The sequence below is a fragment of the Shewanella canadensis genome, assembly GCF_003966225.1.
Lineage (GTDB): Bacteria > Pseudomonadota > Gammaproteobacteria > Enterobacterales > Shewanellaceae > Shewanella > Shewanella canadensis.
In genome coordinates this window covers 301199-322303 of the sequence record NZ_RXNU01000004.1, presented here as the reverse complement: position 1 = coordinate 322303, position 21105 = coordinate 301199, and the positions used below count along the sequence as shown (strand labels likewise).

General features: G+C 46.3%; 16 protein-coding genes and 1 pseudogene. 10 read left to right on the top strand and 7 right to left on the bottom strand.

Annotated features, from left to right (window positions below):
• Positions 1-65: 65 nt before the first annotated feature.
• Entirely contained in the window at positions 66-1706 is a 1641-nt protein-coding gene (gene pfaD / locus EKG38_RS09855) for an eicosapentaenoate synthase subunit PfaD (RefSeq protein WP_126520081.1), read from the top strand.
• A 545-nt stretch (positions 1707-2251) separates the two neighbouring features.
• Entirely contained in the window at positions 2252-3184 is a 933-nt protein-coding gene (locus EKG38_RS09850) for a LysR family transcriptional regulator (protein ID WP_126520080.1), read from the top strand.
• Between the two features lie 199 nt (positions 3185-3383).
• Here the strand turns inward: EKG38_RS09850 and EKG38_RS09845 are convergent, their stop codons facing one another.
• From EKG38_RS09845 to EKG38_RS09830, 4 genes are all read right to left on the bottom strand, one after another.
• The gene (locus EKG38_RS09845) at positions 3384-5378 is read right to left on the bottom strand and encodes a methyl-accepting chemotaxis protein (RefSeq protein WP_126520079.1); all 1995 of its coding nucleotides are present in this window, start codon (positions 5376-5378) and stop codon (positions 3384-3386) included.
• A complete protein-coding gene (locus tag EKG38_RS09840; RefSeq protein ID WP_126520078.1) occupies positions 5368-6102 on the bottom strand; it encodes a hypothetical protein in 735 nt (244 codons plus the stop codon). Before EKG38_RS09840 ends, EKG38_RS09845 begins: the two co-directional genes overlap by 11 nt.
• Positions 6103-6188: 86 nt before the next feature.
• Positions 6189-6470, bottom strand: coding sequence for a VcrB family reductive dehalogenase putative membrane anchor (locus EKG38_RS09835; protein ID WP_126520077.1), 282 nt, complete (start codon positions 6468-6470; stop codon positions 6189-6191).
• A gap of 14 nt (positions 6471-6484) precedes the next feature.
• The gene (locus EKG38_RS09830) at positions 6485-8062 is read right to left on the bottom strand and encodes a reductive dehalogenase (protein ID WP_246033126.1); all 1578 of its coding nucleotides are present in this window, start codon (positions 8060-8062) and stop codon (positions 6485-6487) included.
• A 747-nt stretch (positions 8063-8809) separates the two neighbouring features.
• On the opposite strand from EKG38_RS09830, the gene EKG38_RS09825 reads away from it, so the two are divergent.
• From EKG38_RS09825 to EKG38_RS09795, 8 genes and pseudogenes are all read left to right on the top strand, one after another.
• The gene (locus tag EKG38_RS09825) at positions 8810-10306 is read left to right on the top strand and encodes a reductive dehalogenase (protein ID WP_246033125.1); all 1497 of its coding nucleotides are present in this window, start codon (positions 8810-8812) and stop codon (positions 10304-10306) included.
• A gap of 23 nt (positions 10307-10329) precedes the next feature.
• Entirely contained in the window at positions 10330-10611 is a 282-nt protein-coding gene (locus tag EKG38_RS09820; RefSeq protein ID WP_185826824.1) for a VcrB family reductive dehalogenase putative membrane anchor, read from the top strand.
• 396 nt (positions 10612-11007) lie between these two features.
• Entirely contained in the window at positions 11008-11943 is a 936-nt protein-coding gene (locus EKG38_RS09815; RefSeq protein WP_126520076.1) for a LysR family transcriptional regulator, read from the top strand.
• A 182-nt stretch (positions 11944-12125) separates the two neighbouring features.
• Positions 12126-12257 (top strand): annotated as a pseudogene (locus tag EKG38_RS25390) (hypothetical protein); the annotation flags it as partial.
• 270 nt (positions 12258-12527) lie between these two features.
• Complete coding sequence (locus tag EKG38_RS09810; protein WP_126520075.1) at positions 12528-12743, top strand: hypothetical protein; 216 nt, start codon at positions 12528-12530, stop codon at positions 12741-12743.
• Between the two features lie 362 nt (positions 12744-13105).
• A complete protein-coding gene (locus EKG38_RS09805; protein WP_126520074.1) occupies positions 13106-14530 on the top strand; it encodes an SLC13 family permease in 1425 nt (474 codons plus the stop codon).
• 98 nt (positions 14531-14628) lie between these two features.
• Complete coding sequence (locus tag EKG38_RS09800) at positions 14629-15984, top strand: ATP-binding protein (protein ID WP_126520073.1); 1356 nt, start codon at positions 14629-14631, stop codon at positions 15982-15984.
• Positions 15971-16444 carry a response regulator gene (locus tag EKG38_RS09795; RefSeq protein ID WP_126520072.1) on the top strand — a complete coding sequence of 158 codons (474 nt, stop codon included), beginning with the start codon at positions 15971-15973 and terminating at the stop codon, positions 16442-16444. The genes EKG38_RS09800 and EKG38_RS09795 overlap by 14 nt, the downstream gene beginning before the upstream one ends.
• A gap of 40 nt (positions 16445-16484) precedes the next feature.
• Here EKG38_RS09795 and EKG38_RS09790 read toward each other — a convergent pair whose 3' ends face one another.
• The 3 genes from EKG38_RS09790 to EKG38_RS09780 form a co-directional block, all read right to left on the bottom strand.
• Positions 16485-17294: a RecX family transcriptional regulator gene (locus EKG38_RS09790; RefSeq protein ID WP_126520071.1), complete on the bottom strand. Its 810-nt coding sequence runs from the start codon at positions 17292-17294 to the stop codon at positions 16485-16487.
• Between the two features lie 216 nt (positions 17295-17510).
• Positions 17511-17780, bottom strand: a complete 270-nt coding sequence (locus EKG38_RS09785) for a hypothetical protein (RefSeq protein WP_126520070.1) — start codon at positions 17778-17780, stop codon at positions 17511-17513.
• Between the two features lie 277 nt (positions 17781-18057).
• Positions 18058-20244, bottom strand: a complete 2187-nt coding sequence (locus tag EKG38_RS09780; protein ID WP_126520069.1) for an OsmC domain/YcaO domain-containing protein — start codon at positions 20242-20244, stop codon at positions 18058-18060.
• Between the last annotated feature and the right edge of the window lie 861 nt (positions 20245-21105).

The window sequence follows — 21105 nt, the reverse complement described above, 5'->3', positions numbered from 1 at the left end:
TATATACAGTTGAGTGACCAAGGTGACTCAACTAAAAAATAGAATTATTAAGGGTCTTAAATATAATGAATCCTACTACAACAAGTGAAATGCTATCTCCATGGCCGTGGCAGGTTATCGATGCCAACATCAGTTTCGATGTTAACGCGATCGAACAGCAGCTCAAAGACTTCAGCCGTGGCTGCTATGTCGTCAACCACAGTGAGAAAGGCTTTGGTCTTGCACAAACCGCTAAAGTTGTTTCAGATGACGCTGGCGAGCAAGCCGCAAACAGCAGTTCACTGCCCGTCAGCGCATTCGCGCCGGCCCTAGGCACAGAAAGCCTGGGCGACAGTAACTTTCGCCGCGTACACGGCGTAAAATACGCCTATTATGCCGGCGCAATGGCCAACGGCATCTCATCTGAAGAGCTGGTGATTGCACTGGGTCAAGCTGGCATTTTATGTTCATTTGGTGCAGCGGGTCTTATTCCTAGCCGCGTTGAGGCCGCGATTAACCGCATTCAGGCCGCGCTACCAAACGGCCCATACATGTTCAATCTTATTCATAGCCCAAGCGAACCGGCACTCGAACGTGGCAGTGTCGAGCTATTTCTAAAGCATAAGGTTCGCACCGTCGAGGCCTCGGCATTTCTTGGTCTTACGCCACAGATTGTCTATTACCGCGCCGCGGGTTTGAGCCGTGATTCCCATGGCAATATCCAAGTTGCTAACAAGGTTATCGCTAAAGTGAGCCGCACCGAAGTGGCTGAGAAGTTCATGATGCCTGCACCGGCTAAGATGCTGCAAAAGCTGGTCGATGACGGCTCTATTACCCCTGAGCAGATGGAACTGGCACAGCTCGTTCCCATGGCCGATGACATCACCGCCGAAGCCGATTCTGGTGGTCACACCGATAACCGTCCTTTAGTCACATTATTGCCTACAATCTTGGCGCTCAAAGAGGAGATCCAAGCCAAATACCAATACGACACGCCAATTCGTGTAGGTTGTGGTGGCGGCGTCGGTACTCCCGATGCGGCACTGGCCACTTTCAATATGGGCGCAGCCTATATCGTTACCGGTTCAATCAACCAGGCCTGTGTCGAAGCCGGTGCCAGCGAGCATACCCGTAAGCTGCTTGCCACTACCGAAATGGCCGATGTGACCATGGCCCCCGCCGCCGATATGTTCGAGATGGGCGTTAAACTGCAGGTCGTGAAGCGCGGAACCTTGTTCCCGATGCGCGCGAACAAGCTGTATGAACTTTACACCCGCTATGACTCTATCGAAGCTATTCCGACTGACGAGCGTGAGAAACTTGAGAAGCAGGTATTCCGCTCGAGTCTCGATGATATCTGGGCCGGCACTGTTGCTCACTTCAACGAACGTGACCCTAAGCAAATTGAACGCGCCGAGGGTAACCCTAAGCGTAAGATGGCGCTTATCTTCCGCTGGTACCTCGGACTTTCAAGCCGCTGGTCTAATTCAGGTGAAGTGGGTCGTGAGATGGATTATCAGATCTGGGCAGGTCCGGCACTGGGTGCATTCAACCAGTGGGCCAAGGGCAGCTACTTAGATAACTACCAAGACCGTAATGCGGTCGACCTGGCTAAGCACTTGATGTATGGCGCCGCTTACCTCAACCGCGTTAACTCGTTGACCGCTCAAGGGGTTAAGTTACCGTCTCAGTTACTGCGTTGGAAGCCGACACAGAGAATGGCTTAAAGAAGTTAAAAGCAGCTACGAGTTTCGAGTTGCGAGGAAAAGCGTCAGCCCTGAGCGGCTTTTGAAGAAAGTCAGCCTTGAGCGGCTTTTAGAAAAAAGAGAAGCTGTAAGTTTTAAGTTTAAGAAATAGAAATAGAAAAAGCAAAAGCAAAAGCCATCGAGCACTTCTAGTTTAGATATGAATAGTGCCGATGGCTTAATTAGATGATCCGCCTCCCCTAAGCTAACCTTAAAGTAGGCTATTCAAAAGAGTCTACGATCTGTATTACAGTCATACTCTTATTCTGTGTTCTGCCTCAGATAGTCAAGCACTCTTTAGGCTCTCGGCGCCATGCGATGGTATTGGCTTATTGCCCTTCATTAATGGTAACTCATTATTATCTGTACAAAATTTAAATGAAAAAGGGTATAATCTAGCCGAACATGTCGGCATTTTTTATACATGAGACATAGGTTCACCGTCCTGATTTCACGCCGTCGCGTTATATATCACGGACCCCATAGGTAAACATTAGAGTTTTATTTTTATTCAAGGACTTAACCAAATGCGTTCAATGAACTTCGACGACATGCAACTGTTTGTCCGGGTCGTGGAGCACGGCAGTTTTACCAGGGCAGCCGACTATTGCGGTATTCCCAAGTCCACCTTGAGCCGACGGATCAGTGAACTCGAAAAAAACCTGAACGTGCGTTTACTTCACCGTACGACACGCCACTTTACACTGACCGAGCTGGGCGAAAAATTCTATGAACGAGCGTTGAGCATCTTGCATGAAGTGAAAGATACCCAGTTAATGCTGGACCAGCAAAAAGAGCATGCATCAGGTAGACTGCGTGTCTTTGCGCCTGTGATGTTCAACTCTTTTTTCACCCGGGAGATCACCGCGCTTTGTCTTAAGTATCCGCAATTGGTACTGGAGCTGCGTACTCCGGAGTCCAGCCCGAATGACATATCGGAGCGGCGCTTCGATCTATTACTCAACCCGGGGGAACTCCAGGATTCTACCTTGATTGGCAAGCGGATTGCCCAGTTCCAAAGCAGCTATTATGCCAGTCCCGCTTATCTCAAGCGCGCAGGAACCCCCGAAACGCCGGAACAGATAGCGGCACATGATCAGATTTTTCTTAGCTTCCAGCAGAGCGATTCCCCGCGCTGGAAGTTTGACGACGGCGAGAGTCAGCAATGGCTTGAGCTATCACCTAAGTTTATTGTGGATTCGCCGGAATTGGTGCTTCGCCTGACCGAAGCTGGATTAGGCATCACTCAGTTGCCAAAAATGTTGGCTAACCCCTTGGTTGAGCAAGGCGCCTTACAACCCTTGTTCAATAACCGCTTCCAAAGCAGCACGCCCCTCTATGCGGTCTATCACGACCGACGATTCCCGTCGCAAAAAATTCGCCTGATGTTGTCATACCTAGAGCAAACTATGCAGCAGAACATAGACGCGCTGGAGTCTGCTTCCGATGAAAACCGCTAGTTGTTTAACGCGACCGCGTATCGCTCAACCGCTCCCGTTTGGACTCTAGCGGGCACCATCTCTGTATTGGAAATTAACATAAAAATCATCTTGTTACTGAGTATAATGTTCGGTTCTATTATGATAACAATAGTTAAAAAAAACCCAACTAAAGAGCTGGGGGACTTGTGTATAAGAGACAGGCTTTATTGCCAATGTTTTATACGCCTATGTGAAAATGTTCGACCAGTTTTTTTAACGACGCCGCCAATTGCGCCAACTCTTCACTGGACGTCATCAGCTGGTTGGCCCCGCGAACGTTTTCTCTACCCGTATCCGAGATAATCGTCAGGTTTTGTGACACCAGCCCGGCAGCGACGCTTTGCTCTTTGGTTACCGACGCGATCTGGTGACTCATATCGGTAATGTGGATCACCGCCGTAAATATGTCTTCGAGGGCGTCGCCAGCTTGCCGTGCCTGATTGGCGGCGAAATCAGACTGAACATACCCTTTAGCCATAGATGCCTGCGTCTTAAGCGCCCCCTGCTGCAGGTTTTGGACCATCTGCTGGATCTCTTCTGTTGAGTCGTGAGTACGCTGCGCCAATAAACGTACCTGATCGGCTACCACGGCGACCCCCCGTCCCTGCTCTCCGGCGTGGGCCGCTTCGATGGCGGCGTTCAGGGCCAGTAGGTTGGTCTGTTTGGTCACCTCCCGGATCACATCCAGGATATCACCAACCTGATTGCATTGTTCGGCCAAATCGCTAACGTCATCCTGTATCTCGTTCATCATACTCGACATTATGTCGATAGCCTGAACCGTTTTAGCTACGACTGCTTTCCCTTCGGATGAGGCCTCTGTCGCCTTCTGCGCCGTCTCCGCCGCCACATTTACGCTGTGCGCCACTTCCAGCACCGAAGTCGACACCTGGTCTACCGCAGAGACCAGCAACTCCGTTTTCGTTTGCTGGCTGGTCTGCACCCGGTTTTCCTTAACCGAAACCACTGATGCCTCCTCCGCCACGGCCGCCAGTTGTTCACTGGACAACTTCACTTGAGCCATGGTCTCAGCAAATTTTCTAATCATTAGATTAAAAACTCTGCCAGTTTGTCCCAGTTCATCGTCCGTAACCACCTGCACCAGTAGGGATAAATCCCCCGCTTCTGCAACCTGCTTGATTGTCGTTGTTAAACTTGCGATCTGAAGCAACAGCTTTTGCACTATCATAAAGCTGACACTAACCACCAGAGTCACCAGGATAAAATGGAATATACCCTGGCGTATCGCTTGGACTAATGCCGTTGATGCCGCCTCTTGCGCCTGAGTTCTGATAGCAGAAGCAACACCATCTCCAACCTCTTTGAGCTCGCCTATACCTTGCGTTGCAACCTTAAACCAATGCCTAACCGACACACCAAAATCGCCTTGGGTACTTTTTTGCAGGACCAACTGACGCATCAGCTTGACCTTCCTCATAGCTGATTGATTTTCCATGTTTTTAGCCAATGCAGCTATATCTTCCGAGGCAAGCAGATAAAAATACTTAAAATAAGTATTCTGTTGGCTGAGCAGTGTGATCTCGCGGTTCAGCATCCCCCCGTCGAAGCGGTCACGGGCAAAGGTATGGCTTAATACAGCCAGTTCGACGCCGGCCAGCTCCTTGCCTTGCAGCAGATTGTAATAGGCAAGTATCTGTTTATTCAGGCCATCATTCGCACTTTGTGCCGCAGCCGAGGAGATCATATTTAACAACTGAGTGTTTAACCTGCCATACTTGTCCAAGGCTTCATCGACGTTGATGCTCAAATCAGTAACCCGAGCCCTTAACCTGGCAACACGGCCCAGCTCATCGTCAATCTTGCGCTCCTGAACCTGCAATCCGGTACCAAAAGGGGTAAAGTCAAACCTACCGACGAATTGCTGAAATTCAAGGCTCACACTGTCTGTCTGTTGGTGCTGTGCTTGCAGTAAAGCATCAAATTCATGCCCCTGCGTCCCCAAGAAAGCAGCCGTCATGCCTCGCTCTTGCTGGATTTCGTGCAGCAGCTCGCTGGCTTTCACTGACAGTTCCACGATATGCTGAACGGAGACAGCCTCATCATATTCGCGTTTTTTAGTCGCTATCTCCTTAATCGCCATCACGGACAAACCGATAATCGGAATAAAAACCGATATCATCAGTTTTTTACGGATGTTTAAATTAAAAATCATTGCCCCCCCCACTGAAAGCTGGTTTAGTCGATGTGGCGTTACAAGGAGCTGCCGAATGACGTGCAGCCTCGCCGGAGTAAATCATTTCAAGGCGAGAGTTTTTATCACGAACCAATTGCCTTAAACGCTGCACCACGTCACTGACACGATGATCGAATGGGTCTGATAACACGCGTTTAGCCTGCTCAAAATCTCCGAATTGCCGATAAATTTCCACTTTAAGTAAGCGCTCAGCATCGACATTATCGAGCAGGGGTAACAGCTGCTGCAGGTTTTGTTGCTCCTGCGCCGTTAATGGCATGCTGGTGTCTGAATGGCGGCGTTGGTCATTGCGCTGATGCCAAAACTTGATCCTTAGATAGGCGTGATACTCTTCGGCAATATCGCCGAGTTGCTGCAACAGCATTTCGTAGTCCCCCAGGGTCAGTGACACATAAGAACAATCGTCGTTGTCCGAGGGGACTTTTGGCGTTGGGTATGGCTCCAGATCAACCAGACTAACGATTTCGTTACAGTGCCGGCATCTACCCAGTAAATCCTGAACCGGCATCTGTTCGGTTTCCTGAAAACCATCACTCCAAAGTGTTCCCCCCAGAGGGTTCCCTGACAGCAATGGGATAATTTCGATTGCACTTTGACAGTGTACACAGGCCTTATAAACAGGCGGACCAAACTCCAGTTCGGCGTAGGCTTGCTCACTATTAACTTGCCATTGGTTTATCATTATCGACTCCTGAATATTGTGTAAAAAAATCGGCGTTGGGATTATGACCACCAACACCGATAACATTGTTATGACTCACAGCTTGCTTAAGACTTACTTACAATTTGCGTAGCAAAGTAACGATAAGCCAGAACAACCATCAGCACGCCAGGCATACTCATTAGCATCAGCGCCATCGCGCCAGACTGGGCGACGCCTTCCAGGAAAGAAGCGCCGGACCAACCTATGCCGAACAGAACAAGGATGCTACCTATGATCACTGTTGACCAACCGTACCAAGGCATCTTCACTTTAGTTGAAAGATATGCCACCCCTATCGATCCTAGAGTGAACATGATCCCCATTAAAAACCACTGTAATAATTGCATATCTGTACTCCCCTTTACGCTTTGCCGACCGCACCAAACGCGTGGCGGTTAGTTTCGTTTACTCGCATACCTTCACCTGTTTTCCAAAATTTCTTCACCTTCGCCGGGTCCTCAGTCGAACCGTAACCAAAGGCCGGATGCAGTTCTGCCATAAGGCTGTGAATAAATTTCGGTGTGTATGGATTGATCGCCATGATAAACCAGTGATGCCAGTAATCTGGTTCGTTGAAAGTACAGGCGGCGGCGCAGGCACCACAGTCGTTATCACTTTCCAGCCAGTAGTCGAAACATTTTTTGGCATCGGTATGGAACTTTTTAATCCCCTCATGGTTGCCCCATGCATAACCGGGCTGGTCAGAGTGCTCACCATCGTAGTAGAAGTGGGTGTCGTCGCTCATATCAATAGCTTGGCTAGGGCAAGCCTCGCCACACTTTTTACAGCTCTTACAAAATTCGGTCATTCCCCAGGTGTGAGCCTGATCATACTCGACGAACTCAAAATCTGTGTACACCTTGCAGATACGCACACGTGGGCCATACCCAGGTACCAGCAGCTGGTTATTACGCCCCCCCTCGCCCAGACCGGCCGCGATGCCATAAGCTACGGAACTGCCTAGATCATTGCCACAGGCCACCGCTTGAAATCCAAGATTTTTGATGAATTTAGCGATACTTGAGGCCAACGTTGCCATCTTGGTATAGCCATCACCGACGGTAGCACCTGAGGTTCTGCTTGGCGCCGTTGCCAGGTTGTCGTAATCCATCGGCACAGCCAGGACGATGACGCTCTTGGGCACAAACGGGAAATCATGCTCCCAGGTCAACTCTCTGTCCTGAACCTTGAATTCCTTCATCGCCTCCTGCATGGCACCGGCCACTTGCTTGTAATCGCGGAGCTTGTGTACCCCTTGACTCTCCAGCGAATTCATCATTTCAGTGGTTATACCAGCATCATAGATAGGATCGTAATCGAAGCGTTTGTCACGACGAGCGATACCACAGCGCACCGCACCATACAGCTTGGCGGCGGCGCGGATCGCATCCGAGGCCTCTTTTTCTGAGCCGAACTGATACTGTTCCAGCTCTACATCGGACTGATCCCACGAGTAAAAACGGGAATTGGGTGTACCAAGGCCAGCCAGACGCAGTTCTGTCGAGAAGGGTGGGAACCAAGACGAATGTTGCAGGGCATGATCCAGCTGAGTAAAGCCCGGACGACTGTTATCCCAGGGTTTGAATTCATAGCCAGGCACCTGCACCTGGAAGTTATAGTTAGGATTGTTTTTGTTTAAGCGACCAAACTGCTCATTGCGTTCGGGATGCCTCATCATCTGTTGCGGGCTGATCGCATAAGACAAAACGGTGTTGCGCTGCGGAAACGATTTAAAATCATCGGTAACTACAGGCCAGCTAAGATCGGGAACTCCTTGAACGGACGATTTGCCGGCAGCATAGCTGCCCATGCCCGCCGCTAATACTGCCCCACCACCAATAGCCGCACGTTTTAAAAGCGTACGACGTTCGGGATTGTCTAAGTCAGCTTCTAGCTGTTCATTGGCTGTTTCATTCTGAGAGATATTTTTTGTCGTCATGATTCTTCCACATTTAGCAATCAAAATTTAAAAAGACTCGCCGCGCGTTATCGGACAGGCCGTTAGATTGTGTGAGAATTTTAGGCCTGAAAACGTTCAAGTAATAGCCGTCCGAGCTGAGATTTAAATTTCCATTAAATGGAACAATGTTTGAAATTGGGTTCTGAGCACGCAGGCGATTGCCATTAAAATGATCCAAATCACTAAGTAGCGCATTAATCGGGTGGCAAGTTGGTTATTTGCAAAAACAAAAATTAAAACAAGGCGACACACCAGAGCGAGTAAGCAAGATTTATCTCAATTCTTTGTGATGAAGTTAACCTTTTTGGTAATAAAATCGCCTATCCGAGGGAATCGAATCGCTCCCAGTCCTGAGTTCCCTCGGTGGCGGTCCCAGCTCAATTGATAAGGGAAGCGTGGAAAACAGTCCGACACTGTACTCGCCAGCATAACGAGTGGCTCGGAAAATGTAATATCTAGGTCTTCATCACACTTTTGAACAAAACTCAGTTAATCTTCTTCGGTGGTCAGTGGTCATTTTTAGTTTAATAAGACCGCTTCCATCTCTCTATTCTGCCCATTTGTGTTAACCGGATCGTCACACTTGAAACAACCCAGCAGCCTCCCCCTCGGCTATTAGTGCATTTTTGGTAATAGTCTATTATCTTCGGCTGCATTTATCGGGTGAATTATCATCGCTACCATTCCCTTATCCATAACAGGGTTTTATCTGTAATAAGGAAATAAATGATGACTTCAAAAAAACCGGCACAACCGGAAAATCAGCAGCGAATTGAAATTACCGATGTCACTGACGACGCAAGTGTCAATCAATCACGTCGTAATCTGTTTAAAATTGGTGCCGGTATCGCGGCAACGGCAGTTACCGGCACATCGGCAGCCTTCGTCGCCGATCGTATCTCAGGCATTGAACATGATGGCTTTCCGGTTCCTTTAGATCTTGACGTGCTCAAACCCTTTCCTCAGCGCAACTCAATCTTTACCTATGCTCTCAGCCCGGAACTAGCCCTGAAGTATCCTGCCAGAAACCATACCTTCGAAAATAACTGGGGCTTCCAGGAACACGCCCAGGAATTTGGACATAGCATGTTAGATATCAGTTATGCCCTGAAGAAGTCTAAAGAGATGGGAGATAAGCCCGGCATGTCGCAGCTGGAAAACGCACTCTCCTGGGGCGGTTGGGCACCGATGAGAGTGATGGCACCGTTCCAACATATGATGTTGCCGGATAATGGCGTCAACAGCTGGTATCAGGGGCCGATTGATCTGCCGCCCCCTATCGGACGGGTTGAACAGGTTGCGCCTGAACGCTGGGAGTTTGAATCGGGGGAAGCCGCCTCCGCAGCGATCAAATCGGCCGCCCGACTTTATGGTGCCGTGCGATGCGGTATTACACGCAACGATCCGATGTGGAACTGGGATCCAATCTTTGATATTCAAAAAGGCAAGGATATCTCCTGGGACGAGTTCCCGTTTAAGCCCAAATCGGTCATCGTGCTTTTGATTGACATGGATTATGCGGCCATGGCGACAGCCCCTTCGAAAATATCAGAGGCCACTGTAGGCAACGGCTATTCTATGATGTCATTTATCGGCTCTAGCATGAAAAGCTTCCTGCATGGCTTGGGTTATCAGGCTGTGGTCGCCGGCAATGACTTAGCTAACAGCGTGGCTTACGCCGTTTCTGCCGGTTTAGGTGAAGGGGCGCGAAATGGTCAGTTAATCGCCCCACGCCTCGGCCCCAGAGTCAGGATTGCCAAAATTTTCACCGATCTTGAGTTACCGGATGAGGGCTATGATAAGCCGAGAAGTTTCGGCATCATGGAATTCTGCAGCAAATGTAAGTTGTGTGCCGATGCCTGCCCGGCAGATGCCATTAGCACCGATGACGAACCCGGCTGGAATCCGACCTATGAACACGGCGAGAACCCGGATTATTCATGGCATCACCAACTAGGGGTCAAGAAGTACTATAGCGATGCCAAGAAGTGCTTCAAATTTTGGCTAGAAAGTAACACCGATTGTGGTGCCTGCATTACAGCCTGCCCGTGGAATAAACCGGATTTTTGGCATCACAGAATGGTCGAAGCCTCCAATAGCTTCACCGGTGGTCCGCTCCACACCTTTATGAAGATCATGGATAACCTTTACGGTTACGGCAACACTTTCGATGAGAAAGCGGTGCAGAGCTTCTGGAAAACCGGTAAAGATATCGAAATTTAACTTTGACAGCGAGAGGCAAAATTATGATGGGATTAATGTGGTACCTGATGGGAATGTTAACAACAGCGGCGTTATGGGGCTACCTGCATCTGCGGCAATACTATCATCTCGACTGGAAGGCCAACTTAGGCATAATCGGCGCATTCGGATTCGCGTGGATCTGTATCGGTTGGTCGTGGGCATCTTTTGTAGAAAGTGAGCCTCAGTCAGGCGCTATGGGCCTGCTTAATTTTGGCTTACTAGCACTGTTCCTGGGGGCCTACACCTGGCGCAAGTTTATTAAGCCGGCTAAAAAAATGCCGTAAGGGTTACGCGCATATAATAAGTCTGAACAAGAGGTGGTGTTAACATATCATTCTGTTTTAAAGTATTTATGATATGACACCATCTTAATCAGGCACCGTTTTCTCATTTTGTGCATTTCACAACCCATAGCCGGCTATGGGAGGGAACCCAACACCGATAGGTACGAAATAGGTACGAAATAGACTAAATAAGATCCCTTCGTCTAAAGGCATCCAGAGATAGTGCTACCACATTGATTGTAAGATCAAATATATTTATTATCTGGATGAGACAAATCCTACAATAAAAAAAGATAAGAGATTTTGTTTATGATGACCGCTATTGTATGTAATTTTCTACCCTCAGAGGGTGATCGACATACCCGTGCCTGAAGCTCCCGGAACTCTTAAACAACTATGACCAGCATCTCAGTCGACGATCTTAAGCTCATCAACATGATTGCCTGTCAAGGCAGTTTCGCCAAAGCGGCAGATATGCTGAACCTGACTCGCCCTGGTGTGAGCCGACGGATAAAGTCTATCGAAGAAATCTTACAGATTTCGCTGTTTAAACGCACAACCCGACAACTCGAGTTAACCGATGAAGGCAGACGTTTTGTTGAGCATACCATGGCAATGGAACAGCTTTGGATCCAAGCAATAGGTGAGATACATAATCAGAAAGCCGAGCTAAAGGGCAAGCTGACGGTATGCAGTTTGGATCTGATCCACCGACGTCTGGCGCAATATTGTTTGACGGATTTTATCACCCAGTATCCGCAGATCGATCTCAAGCTGCTAACCTCCTATGGCCGACCCGAAGCCAATAAATTCGACGCGGATCTCATTCTGCATATTTCCCCGATAAAGGAACAGTCATTTATCAGCGACCCCCTGATAGAGTGTCACTGGCCGTTCTTTGCCAGTCCTGCCTACCTCGCAAAAAACGGCGTACCTCAGCACCCGAGCGAGCTGGGTGCTTACCACACCATCGAGTGTTACGATCCTGAACATGAATCTGAGAGCGGAACCTGGAGATGGTATGAAGATGAACTCAGTCATAAGGTGAAGATTGAAAGCCGCATGCAATGTGACGAGCTGGAAGTGGCCATGCATATGGCCCTCAACAATTGTGGTATTGCCTGGTTACCCGATTTCCTGGGCCGGCAATATGTCGCAGAAGGACGCTTAGTTGCCCTGTTTGACGGCAAATATGCCGATCCGGTGCAGATTTACGCTATTTATCCCAGAAGCCAGTATTATCCGTCAATAACCCAAGCCTTCATTCACTTCATGCGTTACAACAAATTGTTTGGGGAGCCGTTGCCGTCGCAATATAATGCCACTTCCTGATAACAGGCAGCTGAGCCGGCCACCCAACATCTGCTCTAGGGTGCGGCTTATTGGCACCGAATCAATTAATCAGGTTTGGTGTTTATAAAGTCAAGCAGCTTCAGCCAGTGCGAGGCCATATGGTCTTTATGGCCTGAGAGAATAGAGATTGAGCATTTCTGTGTCAAAATTAGCCAATATAGGCGCTTATCTTCCGCTGGTATCTTGGGTTTTCCAGCCGCGGGGCTAATTCTGGTGAAGTTGGCCGTGAGATGGATTACCAGATCTGGGCAGGTCCGGCGCTGGAAGCATTTAACCTGAGAATTAACGGTGCCACCCACAGTTAAATAGTTATAAAGGGCTTAAGAACTTAGGCTGTATAATTCCAGTTAGTAACTGAAAATGGCTTATAAGTTAACTGCTATTATTGTGAACTTATTAATTAACAATGGATATCTACGTTCATTTGCTGGGGAAACTGCCACAATTCGTTCACTTGGGGTAAAATGGGGGGACAGAACAAGGATGATTTAAGTGATTGGTTTAAATCAAAAAGATCGCAACCGCTGGAATACGCAGACTTATTGAAATTTTAGGGATGAAAAATGGTAAAAGTTAATGGATTTATCGCAATAGGTTTCATGGTGTTAATGGGTTCAGGTTGCTCAAACTTGGCATCTGAATTGGTCGCTAGAGGTTTGTGCCACTCTCAAACCGGCTCTCAAAGTAATTCTGAAAAATCTGAATGCCGAAAGTTAGTCAATAAGGAAATTAAAGATAACGTAAAAGCTGGAAAACTGGCAAAAGAGGATGAAAGTTAAGCAGTGATTGACCTTTTGCCTCTCTTTCATAGAAACGCCTTGATATAAACGATTCAATAAAAAATAGTCTTCTCAACTAAATGTCCACCTACCAATCAAACCATCACTCCAACTACCTGTAAAGTGTCGGCTATTTAGCCGAAATGCAAACAAACTAAATAGCAAAATACCGCCAGGTTAATGGTATCGCTATAGAAAGTGGGGGCAGAGTCTGACGAATCCCCACATTTTCTTGCGGTTTGTCTAAATGGTGATCTGACGCCAAGTAGCAGATCTATGTTTAATGGATAATTCTTTTATTATGTAAACAACTTGTTTATATAGTAAAAGACCTCGTTTGTTTAAGAAGGAATTTGCATTGTATGCGCCAATACTTGAAGTACATAATCCCCATTCTTATCCCTCTGATTGTTTTATCCCTTCCCACCAGCTTTTTCCCTCTTGATGGTTTAACGATCATACAACAACGAGTGATTGCGATATTTCTATTGGCGGCTCTGTGTTGGGTGATGGAGCCTATTCCAATTTATGCTACATCCGTAGTTATTATCGTATTAGAGTTATTGCTGCTGTCCGATAAAGGTTTCATCCTTTTCCGCTTAGGCGAAGATCAAAGCAACTTTGGTGAATTGTTAAAATACAACGAGATAATGGCGACCTTTTCAAGTCCAATCATTATGCTGTTTCTTGGTGGCTTTTTCTTAGCGATGGCGGCAACCAAATATCGTTTGGATATCAACTTGGCCAGGGTGTTATTAAAGCCGTTTGGCAGTGAACCTCGTTTTGTGATGCTAGGTTTAATGCTGATCACCGGCATCTTTTCGATGTTCATGTCGAACACCGCCACCACAGCGATGATGTTGTCGATTTTAACCCCGGTTATCGCGCTGTTTGGTCCGAAAGATCCCGGTAAAATTGCGTTCGCATTATGCATTCCTGTTGCGGCCAATATTGGTGGTATCGGCACCCCAATCGGAACCCCTCCTAATGCTATTGCCCTTAAATATTTAGTGGACGATAACCTCATTACCTTTGGTGAATGGATGATGTTTGGTGTGCCATTTGTGGTGGTGATGATGACCGCTTCCTGGTTCCTGATTAACCATCTGTTTCCCGCTAAGCAAGAGAAGATAGAGCTTAAAATAAAGGGGAAATTTTTAAAAACGCCAAAAGCGATTACCGTTTACATCACCTTCATTATGACCATCGGATTATGGTTGATGGGATCTCGTCATGGCATGAATTCTTACACCGTTGCTTTGATCCCTGTGGCCATTTTCTCTTTAACCGGCATTATCAATAAAGAGGATCTTAAGAAGATCTCTTGGGATGTTTTATGGCTGGTTTCGGGTGGTATAGCATTAGGGCTCGCGCTCGATAAAACAGGACTGGCACGCTTGATGGTTCACAGTATCCCATTTGATGCCTTCTCACCATATGTGGTATTGCTAGGGGCGGCGATGCTATGTTTGATTATGGCTAACTTTATGTCACATACGGCAACCGCGAACTTATTAATGCCAATTATGGCGGCTTTAGGCACGTCGATGACATCATTAACGCCGCTCGGAGGTGAGATAACATTGATTTTAGTTGTTACCTTCGCCGCTTCGCTCGGTATGTCGTTGCCAATTAGTACGCCACCGAATGCATTGGCACATGCAACAGGCCACGTTCAGACTAACCAGATGGCAAAAATTGGGATAATTCTTGGCGTATTAGGTGTCTCACTGAGCTTTGTGATGGTGTGGATCTTGAACATCACGGGTTTTATTGGACAGCCCTGAGCATCTGTTTTAAATAAACAGCCCTGAGCGTCTGTTTTAATAAACAACCCTGAGCGAAACGGATAGTAGCCTAGCGCTATATCCTTTAGAGAGTAACAATGGAAAAAGTGACGCTACAACGACTCATAGAAGATTATTTCGAGAATCCATTTCGTCAAATAACGATTCCTGCAGGCGAGGTAGTCTTAAAACAGGCGGGTTATAACGATCGCCTCTATTGGGTAAAATCTGGAGAGTTAGAAGGTTTTTTCTCTTCCACAGCCAAAGACAGAAAGACCAAGGTGTTTACCGCACCCGCTGGAACCTTTATTGGCGTGCACAGTTTTTTTGCAGAAACTCTCGAAGCGTCAACGACTGTGATCGCAAAAGAGAACAGCGAGCTTGCTTGGATTGATACTTCGACACCTGTGGTATCGCCAGAAAAATATGGCCCGCTAACGGCTCAATTTACACCCGTGATAGTTAAAGAGTTAGCGCGCAGACAGCGCCGAGCCAGCATGGAAGCGGTTGAGCGCGAAGCGGTACAGAACAAGCTAAATACCGCCGAGCAGATGACCACGTTAGGGCAGCTGGCCGCGGGCATTGCTCATGAGTTAAATAATGCGGTCGGTGTTATTAACAGCAAAACGGAGCGATTACAGACAGTCGTATTTGATCTGATCGAAGAGTGTCACCCGGATACTAGGCAATTTCTCGATCATGGTTTACTTTATGGTCAGAAGGCGAGTTCATCAGAGGTTAGAGCCAGAGCAAAAGAGCTGATGAAAGAGTATCGAATTGACCGTGATAGCGCCCGAAAGCTTGCTCGCGCAGTGCCTCATGGTGAAATCGACAGATCGTGGTTAACCGATATTGAACAAGCTCTGCGCTATTGGGAGATCGGTAGGGATCTGCATGATATGCGACTCGCTTCTAAGCACTCGGTGGGTATTGTTAAGTCGGTGAAACAATTAGGCCGAACCGATACGGATACGGAAGAGTGGTTGGATGTTAACGATAGCATCAATAAAGCGCTGGCGTTGCTGCACAATAGTTTACGTGGCATTAATGTAAAAATAAGCCCCGCGGTGTTGCCGAAGCTGAAAGCCAGTTCAACCGAGCTGGTGCAAATCTGGGTCAACATTATTAAAAATGCCAGTGATGTGTTAAGTCATACCTCTGAGCCAGCTATTGAGATATCCACTCGTCACGTACGCAATATGGTACAAATAACGGTTGCTAACAATGGCCCTGAGATTGATGAAGTAACACGAAGAAAAATATTTCAACCGAACTTTACCACCAAAAAAGGTGGGTTATCTTTCGGGCTGGGGCTTGGGCTCTCAATCGTTCAGCGAATTGTAAACAGTTACGGCGGCAGTATTGCGGTAATGAGCAATGATGAAAAAACCATATTCAGGATAAAACTGCCTGTACCTGCACAGGAAATCGAGGGAACTGATGGAAAAAATTAATATAATCTGTGTTGATGACCAACGTGAAGTATTGAGTGCAGTGCTACAAGATCTCTCTCCGTTAGCCGCTTTTTTCAATATCGAAGATTGTGAATCGGCGATTGAAGCGCTGGAGGTTATGGACGATCTTGATGCTGAGGGTGAGTATATTGCCTTGGTTATTTCTGATCATGTCATGCCTGAAAAAACAGGGGTGGAGTTTCTCACCGAGATCTCTCAAGAGCGCCGTTATCATCAGACTAAAAAGATCTTATTAACCGGCCAAGCAACCCATCAGGACACCATTGCCGCCATCAATCGAGCCAGAGTCGAGAGCTATTTTGAGAAACCTTGGAAGTCAGAAGAGTTACTAAGCATGGCCACCACATTAGTCACTGAATATATCTTTGACAGTGGAATTGAATACGAACCGTTTCAAGCAATTCTCGATCAAACCGTGGTACTGCAACGGTTAAGATAAACAGTAGAAATAGATAAAGAGGTCTGAGATGTTTTTTTAGTTAGTTATCATCCGGATTCATTGCCTCTTTTATTTCATCACTGCCGAACCCTTTACGGGATAAATACGCATACGCTTTCGACTTTTCTTTATAGTCCGATAAGTCATAGCGCTTTTTAGCCAGCTCATTTTTACAGCTTTGATAAAAATCGATATCGCCTGTTAGCATTAATTGATACAAGGTATCTTCGAAATCGCTCACATCAATCAGTCGCTGCTTTAATTCCTGCAGGATGAGGGTTTCGCCTTTACCTTTATTAAATAGTTTGATTATTTCAGTTGTTAAGTCGGCTTTGTCTGCTTTTACGGCTAATTTACTGCGCAATGTTTCACGTTCTGGATGTTGTGATAATGCGTGGTCGATTTCTAATCGGGAAAACCCTTTTGTGGCCATCTGGGCATAGACTTTTTCTCTGTTGGTGCCATAAAAGTTATCATATTTGCTTAGCAGCCTGGATGTGGCCATCTCAAAGGCATCGACTTTTTGCTCATCCATCACTTGCTCTATAGCGGTATCAATCTCTGTAGCGGGTACGCCGCGCAGTTGTAACTTACGTCTTATCGCGCCAGTACCGAGTTCATTACTAAAGGCCAACTCGCAATAGCGTATAGCAAAGTCATAGTTATTTTTTAAATAACCGTTCTCTATTAGTTTGGCGAGTACGATATCAATCCATTCTTGGTTTTCGGTTTTACGCTCAAGCTTGGTGCGAATTTCATTAATGGTAAAATCTTGCTGGCCAAGGTGCCAATAGGCACTATTAAAAACGTTATCGATAGTTTTGGCTTGGCGTAGTGGTGGGCGCTGCATAACAAATTGATCTTAAGTTAAAAAATAATCAAAACCAGTGTAGCAGATCCCCGCGTTGTTGAGTACGCGCCAGACTCCTCTGTGTCAGGACAGTTGTGCTTGAATACGATTTGAGAACAAGCCATCGAGCATCAAAAATGCCGATGGCTTTTTATTTGAAGCATCTTCAGTTTAAAACCGAATAACCTCTTAACGCTTGCTGTAGAAGTTGAGTATTTAGAGTTTGTCACCGGCAATTTTTTTACCGTCGATTCTAATTTGTAGCTTCACTGTAAATATTGCATATGCAAAAACCTCAACTAACCTCTCAACCTCGCCAATCATAACCTTTGCACTCATAATTGCCTTGTTCTTATCTAAAGCAAACTGCTCACTGTTTGATGCCACTAACTCACCTCCATGAAAGAGCTTAGCACCGCTTAGCCAAGTATTTTCCAGTACAAATTTATTACCTTCGAATTCACCAACGACAGTTTTCTTTGGCATGTAGCCTCCTTGCTATGGCACCTAACTACCATGCTTCACGAGCTGTAGGTCTAGTGATAACTATAGCCCTCGTTATCAATTAACAACATATCCTGTTTATTACTGGCGTTCAATGCTCAAATTATCGTCACAAACACTGGGCTACTTTACTGCATATCCAGACTTTGGTCGTTAAGGGGTATAAAATGGGGCTAATAAAAAGCCCATCAATTGACGGGCTTGTTATCTGTATCAAACTAATACAAATTGAATACAAATTGAATGCAAATTGCTGAGATTAACTCACCGCTTTGGCTTTACGAGCTTGATGCAATTTCTTGTAACTTTCAATAAGTCTCAGGTGTGGCTCTATGCCCTCAAGCTTCATGCTGGTTTGAGTCAGCCCGAAGAACTTCACCTCACCGGTCACTGAGCCAACCACGTTATCCATGGTCTCTTTACCAAACATTCTTTCGAAATTATGAATAAAGTGCTCAAGTTCTAACTCTTCATCTAAGGTGACTTCTAACACCGCATTGACTGCCTGATAGAACAAGCCACGTTCAACTGTATTGTCATTGTACTGCAGGAACTCACCCACAAGCTCAATGGCATTTTCAAGCTCGCCCGATGCAAGATAGATAAGTATCTTAAGCTCAATAATCGTCAACTGACCCCATGGGGTATTTTCATCAAATACGATACCAATCAATGTTGGAATATCAGTTTGGTTATCTAATTGGCTCTCTTCTAAACGCTCTACCAAACCTGCTAACTCGTCATCATTAAGTGAATGAAGATTCAGGATATCTTCACGATAATCGAGCGATTTATTGGTGTTATCCCAAATCAGATCTTCAACCGGGTACACTTCTGAGTAATCAGGTACCAAAATACGGCACACCGAGGCACCGAGCTGATCAAACTCGGCAATGTAAGCCTCTTTGCCAATATCGGCTAATATGCCAAATAAGCTTTCAGATTCTTCTGCGTTAGTGCCGGAGAAATCCCATTCGCAAAAATCATAGTCATGATTGCTACTGAAGAAACGCCAAGAGATAACACCGGTAGAATCGATAAAGTGCTCGACAAAGTTTTCAGGCTCAGTCACCGTCATGCTGTCGAAAGTAGGTTTAGGTACGTCGTTTAAACCTTCGAAGCTTCGACCCTGTAATAGCTCGGTTAAGCTGCGCTCTAGCGCCACTTCAAAGCTTGGATGCGCACCAAAAGAGGCAAATACCCCACCCGTTCTTGGGTTCATCAGCGTGACACACATAACCGGGAATTGACCACCAAGGGACGCGTCTTTAACGACAACTGGGAAGCCTTGTACTTCCAAGCCTTGAATACCAGCCAGGATACTCGGATACTTTTCTAACACTTGCATAGGTACATCAGGCAAGACAATTTCTTGTTCAATAATTTGTCTTTTAACGGCGCGCTCAAAAATTTCTGATAAACACTGCACCTTGGCTTCTTGCAGGTTGTTACCCGCGCTCATACCATTACTCAGGAACAGGTTTTCGATTAAGTTAGACGGAAAATGCACCGTTTCACCATCACTATGGCGAACATACGGAATAGTACAGATACCACGTTCAACCATGCCTGAGTTGGTATCGATAAGATTAGAACCCGCCAACTCACCATCTGGGTTGTAAATGTCTAAACAATGCTCATCTAAGATCCCCGCCGGCAATGCATCGTCGTCTTCTAACTCAAACCACTTTTCATTGGGGTAATGAACAAATTCACTGTTGGCAATCTCTTCACCGAAAAATTGATCGTTATAGAAAAAGTTGCAGTTTAAGCGTTCGATAAACTCACCGAGTGCCGAGCAAAGCGCACTTTCTTTAGTGGCACCTTTACCATTGGTAAAACACGAAGGTGATGCCGCATCGCGAATATGTAACGACCACACATTAGGGACAATGTTGCGCCACGAAGATATCTCTATCTTCATACCGAGATCGGCTAACATACCCGTCATGTTGGAGATGGTTTGCTCAAGCGGCAGATCTTTACCCAAGATGTAGGTACTGACATCGCCATCGGGTTGTCCCATCAACATGGCATTGGCATCTGATTCGAGGTTTTCAACCGTTTCAATCTTAAATTCAGGGCCTGTCTGTACCACCTTCTTAACGGTGCAGCGTTCTATCGAACGTAAAATGCCGACTCTATCTTTCTCTGAAATATCATCAGGCAGCTCTACCTGAATTTGGAAAATTTGGTTGTAACGATCTTCCGGGTCAACAATGTTGTTTTGTGACAGTCTGATGTTTTCCGTAGGAATATCACGCGCCTTGCAGTACACCTTGATAAAGTAGGCCGCACAAAGCGCTGATGATGCTAAGAAATAATCAAAAGGGCTGGGAGCAGAGCCATCGCCTTTGTAGCGAATAGGCTGATCTGCGGTGACGGTAAAATCATCAAACTTCGCTTCCAGTCTAAGATTGTCGAGAAAATTAACTTTGATTTCCATTGAATATTGTCCAGAGTCGTGCACTGTAAATCGGCGGGCATGCCTACTAATGGGGGGATTATCGGTGTTTTTTAGGCAATAGTCTTGGGTTAATTACGTAAATGGTTAATTAAGGGCCTTTAGCGCGTTAACAATGTGGGCTTGGTTATCAGGCTTCAATAAGCTATTAATTCAAAATATCCCTCTCCCCGAATTGATGGTGTAAGCACTCCCGCTTTCTGAAACATCCAATTCGAACCTTTCACCTACAATCTCCAATTCAAAAACTTGCCCACTAACAATGAGTGGCTCATTGACTCCAGTTAGATTTTCACTGGCAACATTGTATTACCTATACATATAGCGAACACCTTTCACTGCCCCTCCAAAAACAATTTGCGCTCGATTTTTATTCAATCTAGGTTCAGGTCTATGGCTAACAATAAAGCATACCTCGAAAGCAGGCTCCCATAAAAATCTCATGACAGGAAGCAAAAGAGGGGCATTTTAGTTACGGTTTAAGGTATCAAAAACACAGGGGTTTCGTTAAGCAGCCAGAAATAACGACACAGCATCACGATGAAATATCTAGGCTCCTAGCACCGCATAAATGGGGAAAAACTCCCCGATAAACTCGTTGACGAACCCTCAGTGCGCAACAGTCCTTAAATTTAATTACTCCCCGAACTGTACAAAAAACGTACAACTGGTATAATCTTGTCAAATTTAGTCGAGTCGTCAATTCAAATACCTATAATACTAATTTGAATATTTTTTCTCCCAGACCTAAATACTTCAAAACATACCGACGCTTTTTCGACCGCTAAAAACAATCGTTTCATAAGGGTTTGAAACACAAAGCTGCCTGGTGTTATGGCGCAT

Coding starts and splice junctions, on each gene's coding strand:
- pfaD (WP_126520081.1), top strand. CDS start 66: ATGAATCCTACTACAACAAGTGAAATGCTATCTCCATGGCCGTGGCAG.
- EKG38_RS09850 (WP_126520080.1), top strand. CDS start 2,252: ATGCGTTCAATGAACTTCGACGACATGCAACTGTTTGTCCGGGTCGTG.
- EKG38_RS09845 (WP_126520079.1), bottom strand. CDS start 5,378: ATGATTTTTAATTTAAACATCCGTAAAAAACTGATGATATCGGTTTTT.
- EKG38_RS09840 (WP_126520078.1), bottom strand. CDS start 6,102: ATGATAAACCAATGGCAAGTTAATAGTGAGCAAGCCTACGCCGAACTG.
- EKG38_RS09835 (WP_126520077.1), bottom strand. CDS start 6,470: ATGCAATTATTACAGTGGTTTTTAATGGGGATCATGTTCACTCTAGGA.
- EKG38_RS09830 (WP_246033126.1), bottom strand. CDS start 8,062: ATGACGACAAAAAATATCTCTCAGAATGAAACAGCCAATGAACAGCTA.
- EKG38_RS09825 (WP_246033125.1), top strand. CDS start 8,810: ATGATGACTTCAAAAAAACCGGCACAACCGGAAAATCAGCAGCGAATT.
- EKG38_RS09820 (WP_185826824.1), top strand. CDS start 10,330: ATGATGGGATTAATGTGGTACCTGATGGGAATGTTAACAACAGCGGCG.
- EKG38_RS09815 (WP_126520076.1), top strand. CDS start 11,008: ATGACCAGCATCTCAGTCGACGATCTTAAGCTCATCAACATGATTGCC.
- EKG38_RS09810 (WP_126520075.1), top strand. CDS start 12,528: ATGGTAAAAGTTAATGGATTTATCGCAATAGGTTTCATGGTGTTAATG.
- EKG38_RS09805 (WP_126520074.1), top strand. CDS start 13,106: ATGCGCCAATACTTGAAGTACATAATCCCCATTCTTATCCCTCTGATT.
- EKG38_RS09800 (WP_126520073.1), top strand. CDS start 14,629: ATGGAAAAAGTGACGCTACAACGACTCATAGAAGATTATTTCGAGAAT.
- EKG38_RS09795 (WP_126520072.1), top strand. CDS start 15,971: ATGGAAAAAATTAATATAATCTGTGTTGATGACCAACGTGAAGTATTG.
- EKG38_RS09790 (WP_126520071.1), bottom strand. CDS start 17,294: ATGCAGCGCCCACCACTACGCCAAGCCAAAACTATCGATAACGTTTTT.
- EKG38_RS09785 (WP_126520070.1), bottom strand. CDS start 17,780: ATGCCAAAGAAAACTGTCGTTGGTGAATTCGAAGGTAATAAATTTGTA.
- EKG38_RS09780 (WP_126520069.1), bottom strand. CDS start 20,244: ATGGAAATCAAAGTTAATTTTCTCGACAATCTTAGACTGGAAGCGAAG.